General features: G+C 54.7%; 13 protein-coding genes and 1 tRNA gene. 9 read left to right on the top strand and 5 right to left on the bottom strand.

The window, feature by feature from the left end; translation table 11 throughout:
- Nucleotides 1-5: 5 nt before the first annotated feature.
- Nucleotides 6-1,580 carry a hypothetical protein gene (locus tag G506_RS0114340; RefSeq protein ID WP_028117463.1) on the top strand — a complete coding sequence of 525 codons (1,575 nt, stop codon included), beginning with the start codon at nucleotides 6-8 and terminating at the stop codon, nucleotides 1,578-1,580.
- Here the strand turns inward: G506_RS0114340 and G506_RS0114345 are convergent.
- On the bottom strand, nucleotides 1,577-2,542 hold the full coding sequence (locus G506_RS0114345; RefSeq protein ID WP_028117464.1) for an FAD:protein FMN transferase: 966 nt from the start codon (nucleotides 2,540-2,542) through the stop codon (nucleotides 1,577-1,579). The genes G506_RS0114340 and G506_RS0114345 overlap by 4 nt on opposite strands.
- Nucleotides 2,543-2,619: 77 nt before the next feature.
- A complete protein-coding gene (gene msrA / locus G506_RS0114350) occupies nucleotides 2,620-3,102 on the bottom strand; it encodes a peptide-methionine (S)-S-oxide reductase MsrA (RefSeq protein WP_028117465.1) in 483 nt (160 codons plus the stop codon).
- A 186-nt stretch (nucleotides 3,103-3,288) separates the two neighbouring features.
- Here msrA and astE point away from each other — a divergent pair, with 186 nt between their 5' ends.
- From astE to G506_RS0114375, 5 genes are all read left to right on the top strand, one after another.
- Nucleotides 3,289-4,335: a succinylglutamate desuccinylase gene (astE, locus tag G506_RS0114355; protein WP_240473431.1), complete on the top strand. Its 1,047-nt coding sequence runs from the start codon at nucleotides 3,289-3,291 to the stop codon at nucleotides 4,333-4,335.
- 418 nt (nucleotides 4,336-4,753) lie between these two features.
- Nucleotides 4,754-5,932 (top strand): thiamine pyrophosphate-dependent dehydrogenase E1 component subunit alpha, encoded by a 1,179-nt coding sequence (locus tag G506_RS0114360; protein WP_051202165.1) that lies wholly within the window; start codon nucleotides 4,754-4,756, stop codon nucleotides 5,930-5,932.
- Nucleotides 5,932-6,909, top strand: a complete 978-nt coding sequence (locus tag G506_RS0114365; protein WP_028117468.1) for an alpha-ketoacid dehydrogenase subunit beta — start codon at nucleotides 5,932-5,934, stop codon at nucleotides 6,907-6,909. The genes G506_RS0114360 and G506_RS0114365 overlap by 1 nt, the downstream gene beginning before the upstream one ends.
- Before the next feature lie 12 nt (nucleotides 6,910-6,921).
- Nucleotides 6,922-8,442: a dihydrolipoyllysine-residue acetyltransferase gene (locus tag G506_RS0114370; protein ID WP_028117469.1), complete on the top strand. Its 1,521-nt coding sequence runs from the start codon at nucleotides 6,922-6,924 to the stop codon at nucleotides 8,440-8,442.
- A gap of 211 nt (nucleotides 8,443-8,653) precedes the next feature.
- Entirely contained in the window at nucleotides 8,654-8,998 is a 345-nt protein-coding gene (locus G506_RS0114375; protein WP_028117470.1) for a hypothetical protein, read from the top strand.
- Between the two features lie 8 nt (nucleotides 8,999-9,006).
- Here the strand turns inward: G506_RS0114375 and G506_RS0114380 are convergent, their stop codons facing one another.
- The gene (locus G506_RS0114380; protein WP_028117471.1) at nucleotides 9,007-9,999 is read right to left on the bottom strand and encodes a GlxA family transcriptional regulator; all 993 of its coding nucleotides are present in this window, start codon (nucleotides 9,997-9,999) and stop codon (nucleotides 9,007-9,009) included.
- Nucleotides 10,000-10,118: 119 nt separating this feature from the next.
- Here G506_RS0114380 and G506_RS0114385 point away from each other — a divergent pair, with 119 nt between their 5' ends.
- The 3 genes from G506_RS0114385 (at nucleotide 10,119) to G506_RS0114400 (ending at nucleotide 12,605) form a co-directional block, all read left to right on the top strand.
- Nucleotides 10,119-10,724 carry a LysE family translocator gene (locus G506_RS0114385; protein ID WP_028117472.1) on the top strand — a complete coding sequence of 202 codons (606 nt, stop codon included), beginning with the start codon at nucleotides 10,119-10,121 and terminating at the stop codon, nucleotides 10,722-10,724.
- Nucleotides 10,725-10,865: 141 nt separating this feature from the next.
- On the top strand, nucleotides 10,866-11,930 hold the full coding sequence (gene nadA, locus G506_RS0114395) for a quinolinate synthase NadA (protein WP_028117473.1): 1,065 nt from the start codon (nucleotides 10,866-10,868) through the stop codon (nucleotides 11,928-11,930).
- A gap of 587 nt (nucleotides 11,931-12,517) precedes the next feature.
- A tRNA-Ser gene (locus G506_RS0114400) sits at nucleotides 12,518-12,605 on the top strand.
- A 555-nt stretch (nucleotides 12,606-13,160) separates the two neighbouring features.
- Here the strand turns inward: G506_RS0114400 and G506_RS0114410 are convergent.
- Together G506_RS0114410 and G506_RS0114415 are read right to left on the bottom strand one after the other, a co-directional pair.
- Entirely contained in the window at nucleotides 13,161-13,526 is a 366-nt protein-coding gene (locus tag G506_RS0114410; RefSeq protein ID WP_028117475.1) for a rhodanese-like domain-containing protein, read from the bottom strand.
- 124 nt (nucleotides 13,527-13,650) lie between these two features.
- Entirely contained in the window at nucleotides 13,651-14,916 is a 1,266-nt protein-coding gene (locus G506_RS0114415; protein WP_028117476.1) for an OmpP1/FadL family transporter, read from the bottom strand.
- Nucleotides 14,917-14,955: the final 39 nt, after the last annotated feature.

Genomic DNA, 14,955 nt, shown 5'->3' on the forward strand with positions numbered 1-14,955 from the left:
GGGCCATGAAACCAAAAACCTTGCACCCCGATACGCCACTGCTGTTTGCCGATCATCGTCGCCCCACCAGTCGTCGCGATTTTATTGCTAGTGGCCTTGCCAAAGGCGGCCAGGCGCTTGCTGGGCTATCGCTGTTTAGCCTGTTTGCCAACCCCAATCAGGCACGAGCCGAACTGTCGGCGGATCTGCAAGCGCTGCGGGACAGTTGCGGGATCGCCGTTCAAGGCGCCGGTAAAATCCCATTTATCAGCTTTGATCTTGCTGGTGGCGCCAATATCGCTGGCTCCAATGTGTTGGTGGGGGGGGCCGGTGGTCAGCAAGACTTTCTTTCCACCGCCGGATACAACAAGTTGGGATTGCCCGGTGATATGGTGCCGCAAGTGGCGGATGTGGATGGCATGGCAGCGGATTTCGTCAACACCGATTTAGGCTTGGCATTTCACTCTGATTCGGCGTTTTTGCGCGGCATTTTAGAACGGGTTTCAACGGCCACGGCTGAACGGATCAATGGGGCGGTTATCCCTTGTCGCTCTGATAATGATACCGGTAATAATCCCCACAATCCGATGTACGCCATTGCGGCAGCGGGCGCCGATGGCTCGTTGATGCCACTGATTGGTTCACGCAATACCGATTCCGGCGGTAACTCGATGGCGGCGATCAATTTTATCGACCTAAGCAAGCGCCCAACCAAGGTTGATCGCCCCTCGGATGTAACCGGGCTGGTGGACGTTGGCGATCTATTTAGCTTGCTGTCACAGCGCGATGCGGTGGCGGTGATGGAGAGCATTCAGCGGATCAGTGCCGCCAAGCTGGGGCGGGTTAATACCCAATTGACCCGCGATGATGTGGTCAAAGATTTGGTCAATTGCGGCTACGTTAAAAGTGCCGATCTGACTGACCGTTTTGGCAACCCTGCCAGCCTGGATCCGCTGCTTGACCCCGATATCGTCGGCCCCGGTGGGATCTTTAGCTTGGCGGAATTTGATGGCGACAGTGAGTTTCGCAAGACCGCCTCAATCATGAAGTTGGTGGTAAACGGCTACTCCGGTGCCGGTACCGTGACCATGGGAGGGTACGATTACCATACCGGTGAACGTGGCACCGGTGAATTGCGGGATCTGCGAGCGGGACGCTGCATGGGCGCCTGTTTAGAATACGCCGCAAGGCGCAATATGCCGCTGATGTTGTATGTCTTTAGTGATGGTTCTGTGGCCAGTAATGGCCGTATTGATGAGTCGGAAAATGGTCGTGGTAAAGGCGAATGGACCGGCGATAACTCCTCAACTGGGGCGGCGTTTTTCTTGGTATACAACCCAACTGGGCGGCCGCAGCTGCTTGGCAGCACCACCGAACAGATGGCGCGCCATCAGCAACTGGGCTTTATGCGTGCGGATGCGTCGGTCGACACCGCGTCGGCGCCCTCGGCCAATAACGTCAACTCGCTGGTGGATACGGTGTTACTTAATTACATGGCGCTGCATGGCGAACAAGGGCAGTTCAGCGCCATTGCTCCGCGGCAAGGCTTGGGGAGCGCGGCCAACTTAGATGCGCTGACCGCCTTTGAGCCGATAGTTTAGGGCGTTAAGCCAGAGGAGAGATGCAAGGTTTGCTGGTTGTCGATGATCACCGCTTGGTATTCTGGCAGTTGTTCAATCAACACCAATCCTTGTTGTAACCCCAGTACAAATACCGCCGTGGATAGGGCATCGGTGGTGGTTGGATCGGGACCTATTACCGACACGCTGACCACCTTGCGGGCGGAATCGCCGGTTTTAGGGTTAATGATGTGGTGGTAGCGCACCCCCTCATCGATAAAAAACCGTTCATAATCGCCAGAGGTGGAGATCGCCTCATCTTGCAGTGGCAGATGCACCGCGGTTTTGTGCTCGGCTCGGGGGTGCTTGATGCCAACCATCCATGCTCTGCCAAGGCGGTCGCCCACCATGGCGGTGTCACCACCGGCGCTAACCAACGCATGGTTGATTCCCAGTTGCTGCAGTTTCTCAAGGCTGCGCGCCACCGCATGCCCTTTGGCGATGCCGCCAAGATCGATCCGAACATCCGGGTGGGCAAAGGCGACACTCAGTTGTTGTTGATTCAGTTGGATAAGGCGATAGTCGATGGCGGCGAGGACTTGCTCTACCTTAGCCTCGGGCGGCTTACGTTGCTGGCGATAGTCGTACTGATAGCCGACAGAGGCGTAGCTAATATCAAACGCACCAGCGCTTAATTCGCTTATCTGCTGTGCCTGCGTTAGCAGGTCAAACAGCTCTTGGCTAACGGTAACCGGCTCAGTGGCGGCGGTGCGATTCAGTTGGCTCAGTTCGCTGTCGTCGATGTAGGGGCTCATCCGCTGATTTACCCGCTCCATCTCGGCCACTACCGTAGCGATCGCCGCTTGGACTTGGGCTGAATCGTCGTTGTCGAGCCAAAATTCCAGATGCGCTTCGGTGCCCATCACGGCAAAAGTGTGTTGATGCCAGTCGGCATTAGCGGCGCCGCTGCAAAGCAGTAGGCTGGCTAGTAAGAGGCGTAACATTCTGTGACCTCGCTGACCTGTAACTCATGCGCTTTTCGTTGCTTAGCGCGCCACTGTAGCAAGCCCAGTTGGCGTTGTTAATAAAACGCCACATGACAACTTGGTAAGCCGTGTTTGGCGAAATAGCCTTGGTGGTACTCCTCGGCCAGCCAAAAGGTGTCGGCGGCGACAATCTCGGTAACGATGGTTTTGCCCGCCCAGAAGCCCTCGGTCTGGGCGTGCTGTTTGGAGGCTTCAGCAATCTGTTGTTGGTCACTGTTGTGAAAGAAGATCACGCTGCGGTATTGGCTGCCAACGTCTTCCCCTTGGCGGTGCAAGGTGGTGGGGTTGTGGAACTGCCAAAATACCGTTAACAGTTCGTCGAAGCTGACCTTGCTGTCATCAAACTCAATCTGCACCACTTCCGCATGGCCACTGGTACCGGCTTTCACCTCTGGGTAGGTAGGATGGTCGAGGTGGCCGCCCATGTAGCCGCAGCGAACGTCGGTTACCCCGTCAATGTCACGGATGAATTGCTCTACGCCCCAAAAGCAGCCTGCGCCCAGTGTTGCTGTTGCCATCGTCCTATCTCCTAGTTTGACCCACTCAATCTAACGTTATATCCGTAAAGCCATTTGGATGGCTAAACGTCTGTAAGCTTATGGCAACATCGAAGTGAGTACAACCCTTGCTTGGTCAACTCATTAGCAGCGAGGTTGTGGGTAGAATGGCAACAACCATTAACAGCAATGCCTAAGGACTGGGTCGTGTCTGTCACCGTAACTGAAACTCAATCACCCGCATCATCACTGCAACAGCAGCACGATCTGCTGGCGTACACCTTGGCGCATCCGCAGCGCTTACCACAGCCGGAACAGTTTAGTTTGGCCGACGGTACCAACGTCAGCGTGGCTGAGGTTGGCATTGTCCGCTTTGAACCGCTTGAGCCGGATGCTGGCGACGTGGTGATCTCCGCCGGCGTTCACGGCAATGAAACCGGGCCGATTGAACTGGTAAATCGGTTGGTGAGCAAGCTGCTGCGCGGCGAACTTCGTTGTCGCAACCGGTTGCTGGTGCTGTTGGGCAATCCAGCGGCGATGGTCGCGGGCAAGCGCGAGCTTGAGCATAACCTCAATCGGCTGTTTAGTGGCGCCCACTTGCGCTATCAAGGGGATGAAGCGGCCCGTGCTGAACGCTTGGAAACCGCCGTGCGTGAGTTCTTCTCTGTCCGCCAAGGGCAGCGTTATCACTATGACTTGCACACCGCCATTCGCGATTCCAAGCGAGAGAAGTTCGCCATCTACCCGTTTCGTCATGGTAAGCCGTGGAAGCGCTCGCAACTGGTGTTTTTGGCCAATGGCGGGGTTGATACCGCGCTGTTGATCCACTCGCCGCAAACCACCTTTAGCTATTTCAGCTCTAATGAGTTCGGTGCCGATGCCTTTACTGTTGAGCTGGGCAAAGTGCGCCCCTTTGGTGACAACGATCCGGCCTCGGTGGCGGCGATGGAGGCTCAGTTAGCGCGCTTGATTGCCGCCGAACCGCTGCAAATGGATGATGCTGCGCCGATGACGGTGTTCGATGTGGCGCAGGAGATCCACAAACACAGCGACGAGTTCTGGCTGAATTTTGCCGACGATGCCGCCAACTTTACCCTGTTTGCTAAGGGTGAATTGCTGGCCCAAGACGGTGATATCGAACATCGCGTCCAAGCGACCGAGGAAGCGATTGTGTTCCCCAACGCCAAAGTCGCTAACGGCCAGCGGGCGCTGCTGACGGTAGTGCCGGTCGGCGCCGATCAGCCGTTTGAATAGGGCGTGTTGATCTTTGCTGTATATTTTTGCGCCCATTGTTGGTTACTTTTGACAGCAGATTGATCTTGGGCGGTTAATTTTGCTGTTCAGAGATCACTTAGGGCGCCTTGCAGGGTCGGACTAGCAGCTGTCACTCTTCGTCATACGATTTCGACGTAGAGCCACTATGCCTTCAATCGCAATCCTCGATTGATAGCCGCTATCCTCGACCAAATTATGAACACCAAACGTCAACACGCCCTAGCCACTCAGGGGGGATGTAACCGTCGATTTACAAAACGGCGGTTACGTTAACGTCAACTGTCGCCGGTGATTTGTTGTCGCTGACCGCGCAGGCGGTTAGGTTGTGGGTAGTCGTTCCTAGAAAAAGAACAGCATAAATGGAACGGATTTCCACAACTCACTTGGATGTGACGCGATGACAGATATCCCAGCCGAAATGGCGACCAAAGCGCAGTTGGTCAGTGGCCATGCGCTTACCCTACCGACGTTAAGAGTGCTGCAAGCCGATGGCAGCCTTTACCCCGAAGCGGAACTGCCGCAAATCGATAAGGCACTGGCGCTGAAGATCTACCGCAGCTGTGCTTTTACCCGCGTCTTGGACGAGCGCATGTTAGCGGCGCAGCGGCAGGGGCGTATTAGCTTCTACATGACCTGCACCGGCGAGGAAGCGGCGGTGATAGGGGCGGCGGCAGCGCTGGCTCAAGAGGACATGATTATGGCCCAGTACCGCGAGCAAGCGGCGCTGCATTTTCGTGGCTTCACCACCACCCAGTTTATGAACCAGATGTTCTCCAATGAACTGGATCTTGGTAAAGGGCGGCAGATGCCGGTGCACTACGGCAGCCGGGCGCTCAACTACATGACCATCTCCTCGCCGCTTGGCACCCAGATCCCCCAGGCCGCCGGTTACGCCTACGGCCAAAAACTGCAAGGCAAAGACAACCTGACGTTGTGTTTCTTCGGTGAGGGTGCCGCTTCTGAAGGTGACTTCCACGCCGGTTTAAACTTGGCGGCGGTGCATCAATGCCCAACCATCTTCTTCTGTCGTAACAACGGCTACGCCATCTCGACCCCCGCCAATGAACAGTTTGCCGGTGACGGCATCGCCCCTCGCGGGGTTGGCTACGGCATTCAAACCATCCGCGTTGACGGTAACGACATGTTGGCGGTGCTGGCGGCCACCCAACTGGCGCGCCAAGTGGCGCTAGAGCAGCAATGCCCAGTATTGATTGAAGCGATGAGCTACCGCTTAGGGGCGCACTCCTCTTCGGACGATCCGACCGGCTATCGCTCCAAGGAGGAGGAAGTCAAGTGGCGTCAGCACGATCCGGTGGCGCGCTACAAACTGTGGCTGCAAGCCCAAGGTTGGTGGAGTGACGAGGAAGATCAGCAGCTGATCGCCCAATACAAAGAAGAGGTGCTGGCGGCGGTGAAAGTGGCCGAGAAAGTGGCGATGCCGCCGCTCAGTTCACTGGTCACCGACGTTTATGACGAGGTGCCGAAACACCTTGCTGAGCAACTGGAACAGGTGAAAAGCCAAGTGCGTCAGTACCCGGATTACTACAAAGCCACCGCCGGCAAGGAGCAGCAGTAATGGCACAGATGAATCTTCTGCAGGCGATCAATAACGCCCTCGACATTGCCATGGGCAACGACAGCCGGGTGGTAGTGTTCGGTGAGGACGTCGGTCACTTCGGTGGGGTGTTTCGCGCGACCGCCAAGCTGCAAGACAAATACGGCAAAGCCCGTTGTTTTAACAGCCCGCTGACCGAACAAGGGATCATCGGCTTCGCCAACGGTTTGGCGGCGCAAGGGATGCGCCCAGTGGCCGAGATCCAGTTCGCCGATTACATCTTTCCGGCGTTCGATCAGATCGTTAATGAATCGGCCAAGTTCCGCTACCGCAGCGGCAACGAATTTGATGTTGGCGGCCTAACCATCCGCACTCCTTATGGCGGCGGCATTGCCGGTGGTCACTATCACTCGCAATCGCCAGAGGCCTACTTTACCCAAACCCCCGGTTTAAAAGTGGTGGTGCCACGCAACCCGAAAGAGGCCAAAGGCTTACTGTTGGCCTCGATCCGTGATGACAACCCGGTGATCTTCTTCGAGCCGAAACGGATCTACCGCGCTTCCGTCGGTGAGGTGCCAGAGGAAGATTATGAGATCCCGTTATCGCAGGCCGATGTGGTTCAGCAGGGCAGCGACATTACCTTGCTCGGCTGGGGGGCGCAGATGGAGCTGATCGAGAACGCCGCTAAGCGTGCCGCCGCCGACGGGATCAGCTGCGAGATCATCGACTTGCGCACCTTATTGCCGTGGGATGTGGCAACCGTGGCCAATTCGGTGGTGAAAACCGGCCGTTTGCTGATCAGTCATGAAGCGCCGCTGACCGGCGGCTTTGCTGGCGAAATTGCCGCGACCATTCAAGATCAATGCTTCTTGCATCTGGAATCACCGATTGCTCGGGTTTGTGGTTTGGATACCCCGTATCCGCTGTCGTTGGAGCGCGAGCACATGGCCAACGAACATAAGATTTATGAAGCGATTAAAGCCTCGGTCAATTTCTAAGGGATGAGCATCATGATTAAGGAATTTATCCTGCCGGACATTGGCGAAGGCGTAGTGGAATGCGAACTGGTTGAGTGGTTAGTGGCCGAAGGCGACACCATCAGTGAAGATCAGCCGGTGGCGGATGTGATGACCGATAAAGCGTTGGTGCAGATCCCCGCGCCTTATGCAGGCACCGTCACCAAGCTGCATTACCGTAAAGGCCAAGTGGCCAAAGTGCATCAGCCGCTGTTTCAGGTCGAAGTCGCCGAGGCAGTTAGTGCCGAACCCGAGGCATCATCGGCACCGGCTGCTGCACCAGTCGCCGCCAGCGCGCAGATCAATGACTTTATCCTGCCGGATATAGGCGAGGGTATTGTTGAGTGCGAGCTGGTGGAATGGTTGGTGACCGAAGGCGACAGCGTTGAGGAAGATCAACCAATTTGCGATGTGATGACCGACAAAGCGCTGGTGCAGATCCCCGCCAAAGAAGCGGGCACCATTCACAAACTGTACTACCAAAAAGGGCAAGTAGCGAAGGTGCACCAGCCGCTGTTTGCCTTAGCCGTGGCTGGTGGTGCGACTGCGCCTGCTGAGACGGTTACTGCCGTAGCGGAACCATCCGCTGCGGTAACTTCACCGTCAACTCCACGTAATGGTAAAGCGGTCGCCAGTCCAGCGGTGCGGCGCTTGGCTCGTGAAAACGATCTGGATCTATCGCAGGTAAGTGGTTCCGGTAAAAACGGCCGGATCTACAAAGAGGATGTCCAGCGTCACCTTGCTGGAGGCGCAGCAGTGGCAGAGCCGACCACATCAGCGCCAGCAACAGTTGCAACAGTGGCTAGCGCTGAGGATCGGGTTGAACCCATTCGTGGCATGCAAGCGGCGATGGCCAAGCAGATGATGGCTTCGGTTTCGACCATTCCTCACTTTACCTACTGCGACGAGTTCGATCTGACTGAACTGGCAACGCTGCGGCAAGACCTTAATGGCCAATATGCCAAGCAGGGGATCAAGCTCAGCTTTATGCCGTTCTTTATTAAGGCGCTGTCGCTGGCGATCAGCGAATACCCGCGCCTTAACAGCCGGGTGAATGACGATTGCAGCGAGTTGACGTTGCTGGCGGATCACAACGTCGGCATGGCGGTGGATGGCAAGCTCGGTTTGCTGGTACCCAACATTAAGCAGGTCCAGCATAAGTCGATTTTGGATGTCGCCAATGAGGTTAAACGCTTAACCGACGCCGCTCGCGAAGGCCGGGTTAGCCCCAGTGATTTGCAAGGCGGCACCATCTCAATATCCAACATCGGTGCCATTGGCGGCACCGTCGCCACCCCAATCATCAACAAGCCGGAAGTGGCAATCGTCGCGCTAGGCAAGCTGCAACAGCTGCCACGGTTTAATGCCGACGGCGAGGTAGAAGCTCGTACCATCATGCAGATCAGCTGGTCCGGCGATCACCGCGTCATCGATGGCGGCACCATCGCCCGTTTCTGCAATCTGTGGAAGCAATATCTTGAGCAACCCCAACAGATGCTGATGGCGATGCGCTAATCATTGCTGACGTTAAATGAAGCCGTCCGAGCCATGCGTTAGTGCATTCGGACGGCTTTTTTGTACCGCTTCGTAGGCATTTGTTGCTAGAAACTGAATGACGCCAAATATTGATCGCGCTGGTATCGCCATTTTACTTATTGGCGATAAAAGACGACCGGTTACATATGCTAAAAGGTATGTGGTATTCGCAGTAACAGGAATGTAAGCAATGAAGATCCAATACCTTGAAGTAGTTACCCCTGACGTTGAGGCGGTATGTCAGCGTTATGCCTTGCTAGATGAGGTGCAGTTTGGCGAGCCAGAGCCGATGTTGGGCGGCGCCCATATTGCAGCGCTTGCCGACGGTGGTTGGCTTGGCGTTCGTCCACCGTTAAGAGAGAGCGAACAACCGGTGGTGCGCCATTATCTGTTGGTTGAGGATATTCAAGCGGCCGTCGATGCCGCGGCAAAGGCCGGCGCAGAGGTTGCGGTGGCACCGATGGTACTTCCCGGCTTTGGCACTTGTGCGATCATCATTCACGGTGGCGTCGAGTCCGGTTTTTGGCAGTTGTAGTCCGCAGCTCAATGGCCAGAAGTATCAACAGCGTCAATTGAACGCCGCAATTTCGGCCTTATTCCAAACTGTTTTAGAAACTGCCGGCTTAGGTGCTCGGCGTTGCAAAAGCCGCTGTCATCGGCGATCGCTGCCAGTGGCCAATCGCTGTTTTGCAGCAACCAATCGGCATGTTGTAACCGCAGTTGCAAGTAATGTTGGCTGCAACTGTGCTGGGCGTGACTGATAAAACGGCGGTCGAGTTGACGACGGCTGACTCCCAACTGTTGTGCCAACGCCTCAATTGTCAGTGGTGTCGCTAGATGGGCCAGCATCAGGTTGATGGCGCGGTTCACTAAGCGGTCGCCACTATGCAGGCTCAATGATTCGGTCGGTTGCGCCTGCAGTGGTGAACGGTGGCGATCGATCAACATATCGGCCAAACCTTTGTGGGCACGAGCGCTGCCAAGATGCGATTGCAACAGTGACACTGCCAGATCCGCTGCGGCACTGCCTCCGGCACAACTGATGCGATTGCCATCGTGACAATAGAGCCGCTCTCGAACTATCTCAATTCTTGGAAAACGTTGGTTAAATTGCGCTTGATGGCGCCAATGGACCGCCACTTTTCGGCCCTCTAACAATCCCTGATTGGCGAGCAGGAATACCCCATTGTCGATGGCGACAATGGGGCGGTTTAGCGCGCTGAAATTGCGTAACAACGAACGGTACGGCGCCTGTTGCTCTGGGTTTAGCTCGGTTGGGCGGCCGCCGAATAGCACCAGATAATCAAATTGCCCTAAATAGTCTGCCTGTGAGGCGGCACTTGGAAGCGTAGCGGTGACGATCTCTACCCCACAGCTGCTGTGCTGACGTTCGCTGATTGCGGCGACTTGCCAATGGCAGTGGTGTTGACGGCTGTGATCGGCTTCATCGGCGCTGAAGCGCAGTTTGTCGACAAAGGCGGCAAACGGCAACAAGGTAAAGCCGGGCAGCGGCAGTAATAGAAATCGAACGGTCATGGTGGTTAGGGCAATCTGATTGCGTTGTCTTAAATGTAAGTGATGCTGTCCATATTGTACCGCTTGTTGGCGATGCCAATGGCTACACTGGCGCGGTTTTTTTACTGAGGAACCGCACCATGACCTGGGCAATTTTACTGAGCTACTTAATGGCTTGTATGGCATTGGCTTGTACCCCAGGCCCGAATTCACTGTTGGTGTTAAGCCACGGGGCGAGGTTGGGCTGGCGTGCCTGTCTGCCGACCATTGCTGGTGGCCTGTTGGGGTTTGCGGCGGTGGTGACGTTGGCGCTGCTTGGGGTGGCGTCGTTGCTGCAACAGCAGCCGCAATGGCTGTGGCCGTTAAAGCTGTTAGGGGGCGCTTACTTGCTGTGGCTCGGCTGGCAACAGTGGCATAGCGACGCGGCGATCGTCGCTAATAAAGAAGCCAAATCGCAACCGTTGGCGCGGTTTACGCAAGGGTTGTTAGCGGCGGTGGCCAATCCCAAAGTGCTGCTGTTTTTCGCCGCGTTTTTGCCGCAGTTTATGCAGCCGCAGTTAGGCTTTTTCGAGCAATGGGCCTGGCTAACCGCTGGATTCCTGTTGGCCGAAGGGCTGGCTGAGTTGCTGGTTGCCATTAGCGCGTCGGTACTGCGGCCGTGGTTACAACAGCATGGCCGACGTTTTAACCGTGGCTGTGGGCTGTTGTTTATGTTGTTGGGGTTGGGACTGCCATTCTCTGGTTAACGACCGCTAGAGCATGCCGCATGCAGATGCCAGTGACTGCGGTTGTACAGCAGTAGATAGCTTGATTGATTTGCTGCTGTTTAACCGCCAACGGCCGTTGGCGTATAATGGCGGAATCATCAAGTAGAGGCTTAAGATCTCATGTTAGACGCACCCGTCTTAGACGAACTGCACTATCCATTCCCGCCGAAGCCAAAGCCAATGACCGAGGCTGACAAACAGGCGACAAAGGCACGCATCAAGCGTCTGCTTAAAGAGAAAGACGCGGTGCTGGTGGCCCATTACTACACCGATCCGGAAATTCAGGCACTGGCGGAAGAGACCGGCGGTTGTGTGGCCGACTCGTTAGAGATGGCCCGTTTCGGTAATGACCATCCGGCCAAAACCTTGCTGGTGGCTGGGGTGCGCTTTATGGGCGAAACCGCCAAAACGCTAACCCCGAACAAGCGGGTGTTGATGCCAACTTTGGAAGCGACCTGTTCACTGGATTTGGGCTGTCCTGCCGATAAGTTCACTGAGTTTTGCGATGCCCACCCGGATCACACCGTGGTGGTGTATGCCAACACCTCAGCGGCGGTAAAGGCCCGTGCCGATTGGGTGGTAACCTCTTCAATTGCTTTGGAAATTGTTGAGCATCTAGACAGCGAAGGCCACAAGATTATCTGGGGCCCTGATCGTCACTTAGGTGGTTACATTGCCAAACAAACCGGCGCGGAAATGCTGATGTGGCAGGGCGCTTGTGTGGTGCACGATGAATTCAAAGCCAAGGCCTTGCTGGAGCTGAAAAAACAGCATCCAAACGCGGCGGTATTGGTGCACCCTGAATCACCACAAGCGATCGTCGATATTGCCGATGCGGTCGGTTCTACCTCGCAGCTGATTAAAGCCAGCCAAGAGATGGCTAACGACACCTTTATCGTGGCTACCGACAAGGGGATCTTCTATAAGATGGAGCAGTTGTCTCCTGAGAAGACCTTTATCGAAGCGCCAACCGGCGGCAACGGCGCCACCTGTCGTTCTTGCGCTCACTGCCCGTGGATGGCGATGAACGGCTTAACCGCCATTGCCGATGCGCTGGAAAGCGGCGACAACAGCAAGCACGAAGTGCATGTCGATCCAAAATTGGCTGAGCAAGCGATGATCCCGCTAAATCGAATGCTGGATTTCGCCGCCACCTTAAAGGCGGTAGTGAAAGGCAACGCTTAAGCTATCTGCCTGAACACCATAGAAAAGCACCGTATGTCGGTGCTTTTTTCTGCCCAATTGCCGCCAGTGGCCAACAAACCAACACTCACCGTAATCTAGAAAAATAATCGTTGACGGAACTGAGGCAACTGCCTAATATGCGCAACCCGTAGCGAGGCACATTGTTGGTCCGCTGCCAGAGTAGGAACTCTTAAAACATCCAACAATTTAAAGGTCAGGTGTCCGAGTGGCTGCCCGTTGCGAAGCAACATAAGGCATAGCACGCCAGCGTGCTCTTCAGCCCTTCACTGAGACCGATAAAAGAGTGAGAACTCTGAAAACATCAAAACAATTTAAAGGTCAGGTGTCCGAGTGGCTGCCCGTTGCGAAGCAACATAAGGCATAGCACGTCAGCGTGCTCTTCAGCCCTTCACTGAGACTGATAAAAGAGTGAGAACTCTGAAAACATCAAAACAATTTAAAGGTCAGGTGTCCGAGTGGCTGCCCGTTGCGAAGCAACATAAGGCATAGCACGCCAGCGTGCTCTTCAGCCCTTCACTGAGACCGATAAAAGAGTGAGAACTCTGAAAACATCAAAACAATTTAAAGGTCAGGTGTCCGAGTGGCTGAAGGAGCACGCCTGGAAAGTGTGTATACGGCAACGTATCGAGAGTTCGAATCTCTCCCTGACCGCCATATAATGAAAAAGCCCCCAGCGCGAAGCGTTGGGGGCTTTTTCGTTATTTGCGTTTGTGGAGATCTTGGTTCGAACTCTTCAGTTTGCAATCGACGAGCGGAGCGAGGAGATCGCCGCAGGCGCCATCTCTCCCCATGCGCAGCATGGATTCACGTAGCGAATGACTGACCGCCATGGGGTGGTTGAGATCTTGGTTCGAACTCTTCAGTTCGCAATCGAAGATCGCCGTAGGCGCCATCTCTCCCTGGTGCGCAGCACCGCCGCGCAGCGGCATGACCGCCAGAGGTGGGTCGAAGTCATGATCAGACCTTTTCAGTTCGCGCTATCCCAACAGGGCAGGCCGATCGCCGCAGGTACCATCTCTCCCATGCCTAGCATGGATTCGCGTAGCGAGATTTGACCGCGATGGTCAAAGCCAAACTCCCCACAACCTATATCTCTAATCAACCACTGGAAATCTAGTTTCGAACCATCGCCAGCTAAACTGCCGTGCTGACAACTGACAACTGACAACTGACAACTGACAACTGACAACTGACAACTGGTTCAATCGTTTACTGCACTGCCAGCATCTCTTGATAACCACCGCCATTGACGACGTTGCTGTAGCCCATACGACTTAAGATTTGATGGGCGATGCCACTGCGTTGGCCACTGCGGCAATAGACCACAATCGCTTGGGTGCTGGGTAGTTCCAATTGCTTGATTGAGTATTGGATGCTGTGGTGCGGCAGATTTAGTGCCTGGTTTAAATGCCCTTGTTGGAATTCGCTGGGGCTGCGGACGTCAATTAGCACTGCGCCGTTGTTGATCTGTGACCACGCTTGCTGTGCTCGTGCTGAGGCGTGGGCGTCGGTTGGGCTAATTAGGGCGGTGACGGCGGCGATGCTAAGGGTGGCTGCCAGAAATAGATGGCGCATTTTTCGGTGTCCTTGCTGAGAAAAATTCGCCGACTAGCATACGCCGATGGAACGGGGCAAAACTGCGAAGCAGACAGCAAAAAGGGCGCCGAAGCGCCCTTAATTTTTCAGTGATTGCAGTCGATTAGAACTGACGGCTGTACTGAATAGAGAAGTAGTTACCAGTAGACTTGGTGTGAGCGGTTAGAGAACCATTAAGGCCTGACAGGGAGTCTTCTTCAACCAGAACTTTTTTACCTGCGATGTGGGCAAAGCCTAGGTCCACAGTACCTTTTTCGCTGACTTTGAAGCTGGCGCCGATGGAGTACCACTTACGATCAGAGTCTGGAATGGATGCGGATGAGAGCTCATCTACTACGCCTTCATCCAATGCGAAACCGGCACGTAGAGTAGTAAAATCGTTGTAGTACCAAGTGGCACCAACACTGGTAAACAGAGAATCTTGCCACTGGTAGTCCTTTAGAGCGGTGCCAGTATCGTAATCAACGGAGTCAAAGTTGCTCCACTGGGTCCACTGCACGGTGTAGTGCAGGGCAACGTTGTCATGGACTCGGTGGTAACCTGCGATCTGAGCAATGTCAGCTAGTGGCACAGTTAGCTCATCAAAAGCTTTATATTGCAGGTCAGTTTTATCTAGACCTTCTACGGTGCCATCTACGTCCATATCAGGGCTAAAACGGTAGCTGGCACCGATGCGGTGATTTTCATTGAATTCGTAGGTTACGCCAACGATACCACCGAAACCGATGCCTGATGCGTCAACATCGACGAGCATCTCTGATGGAACAAGCTCGTTTGGAGCTTGGTTTTCACGGGTTAGAACACCTTCGCCATACACTACGTCAACACCGGCACCGAAACTTAAATGCTCGTTCACACGGTAGGAACCAGATAAATTCCAAGTGATGGTGGTCACTTCGGTATTGCCGATTAGATCGGATGGGAATACAAACTTATCGTCCGGTTTACGGAACGATGAAGTGTCAGTACCGGTACCAAAGTTAGAAAAAATACCAGTACCGACAGCAAATTTGTCGTTAATTGGGTGAATGTAGTAGGCGTTTGGAATAACTTTTGCCTCAGCGGCATCGTCAATGCTGCCCATCTCGTAGCCTAATGCAGGGATATTGTTGTTGTATCGTGCATCCAGTACATCCACTTGAATATCCACGTAAGACATACCAATCGACATTGCTGGCGCATCAAACATCGCCATGGCAGCTGGGTTGCGGGACAGCACCGAGGCGTTGTCGGCGATTACGGCATCACCAGCGAAAGCACGACCGATACCGGTGGCGGATTGGCTGTTCAATTGGAAGCCTGCCGCAAAGGCTTGGCCGGTTGATAGTGCTACCGCACAGGCAATAGCAACGCGAGAGATAGTTTTCATTATTTTGTGTCCCTACAGCTTTAAAAAAGGGGCGTTATC

The organism is Ferrimonas senticii DSM 18821 (assembly GCF_000422665.1).
GTDB lineage: Bacteria > Pseudomonadota > Gammaproteobacteria > Enterobacterales > Shewanellaceae > Ferrimonas > Ferrimonas senticii.

Bases quoted from the DNA above. Each gene is read 5' to 3' on its own strand.
- G506_RS0114340 (WP_028117463.1), top strand. From the start codon at position 6: ATGAAACCAAAAACCTTGCACCCCGATACGCCACTGCTGTTTGCCGAT.
- G506_RS0114375 (WP_028117470.1), top strand. From the start codon at position 8,654: ATGAAGATCCAATACCTTGAAGTAGTTACCCCTGACGTTGAGGCGGTA.
- G506_RS0114415 (WP_028117476.1), bottom strand. From the start codon at position 14,916: ATGAAAACTATCTCTCGCGTTGCTATTGCCTGTGCGGTAGCACTATCA.
- msrA (WP_028117465.1), bottom strand. From the start codon at position 3,102: ATGGCAACAGCAACACTGGGCGCAGGCTGCTTTTGGGGCGTAGAGCAA.
- G506_RS0114360 (WP_051202165.1), top strand. From the start codon at position 4,754: ATGACAGATATCCCAGCCGAAATGGCGACCAAAGCGCAGTTGGTCAGT.
- G506_RS0114410 (WP_028117475.1), bottom strand. From the start codon at position 13,526: ATGCGCCATCTATTTCTGGCAGCCACCCTTAGCATCGCCGCCGTCACC.
- G506_RS0114365 (WP_028117468.1), top strand. From the start codon at position 5,932: ATGGCACAGATGAATCTTCTGCAGGCGATCAATAACGCCCTCGACATT.
- nadA (WP_028117473.1), top strand. From the start codon at position 10,866: ATGTTAGACGCACCCGTCTTAGACGAACTGCACTATCCATTCCCGCCG.
- G506_RS0114380 (WP_028117471.1), bottom strand. From the start codon at position 9,999: ATGACCGTTCGATTTCTATTACTGCCGCTGCCCGGCTTTACCTTGTTG.
- G506_RS0114345 (WP_028117464.1), bottom strand. From the start codon at position 2,542: ATGTTACGCCTCTTACTAGCCAGCCTACTGCTTTGCAGCGGCGCCGCT.
- G506_RS0114385 (WP_028117472.1), top strand. From the start codon at position 10,119: ATGACCTGGGCAATTTTACTGAGCTACTTAATGGCTTGTATGGCATTG.
- G506_RS0114370 (WP_028117469.1), top strand. From the start codon at position 6,922: ATGATTAAGGAATTTATCCTGCCGGACATTGGCGAAGGCGTAGTGGAA.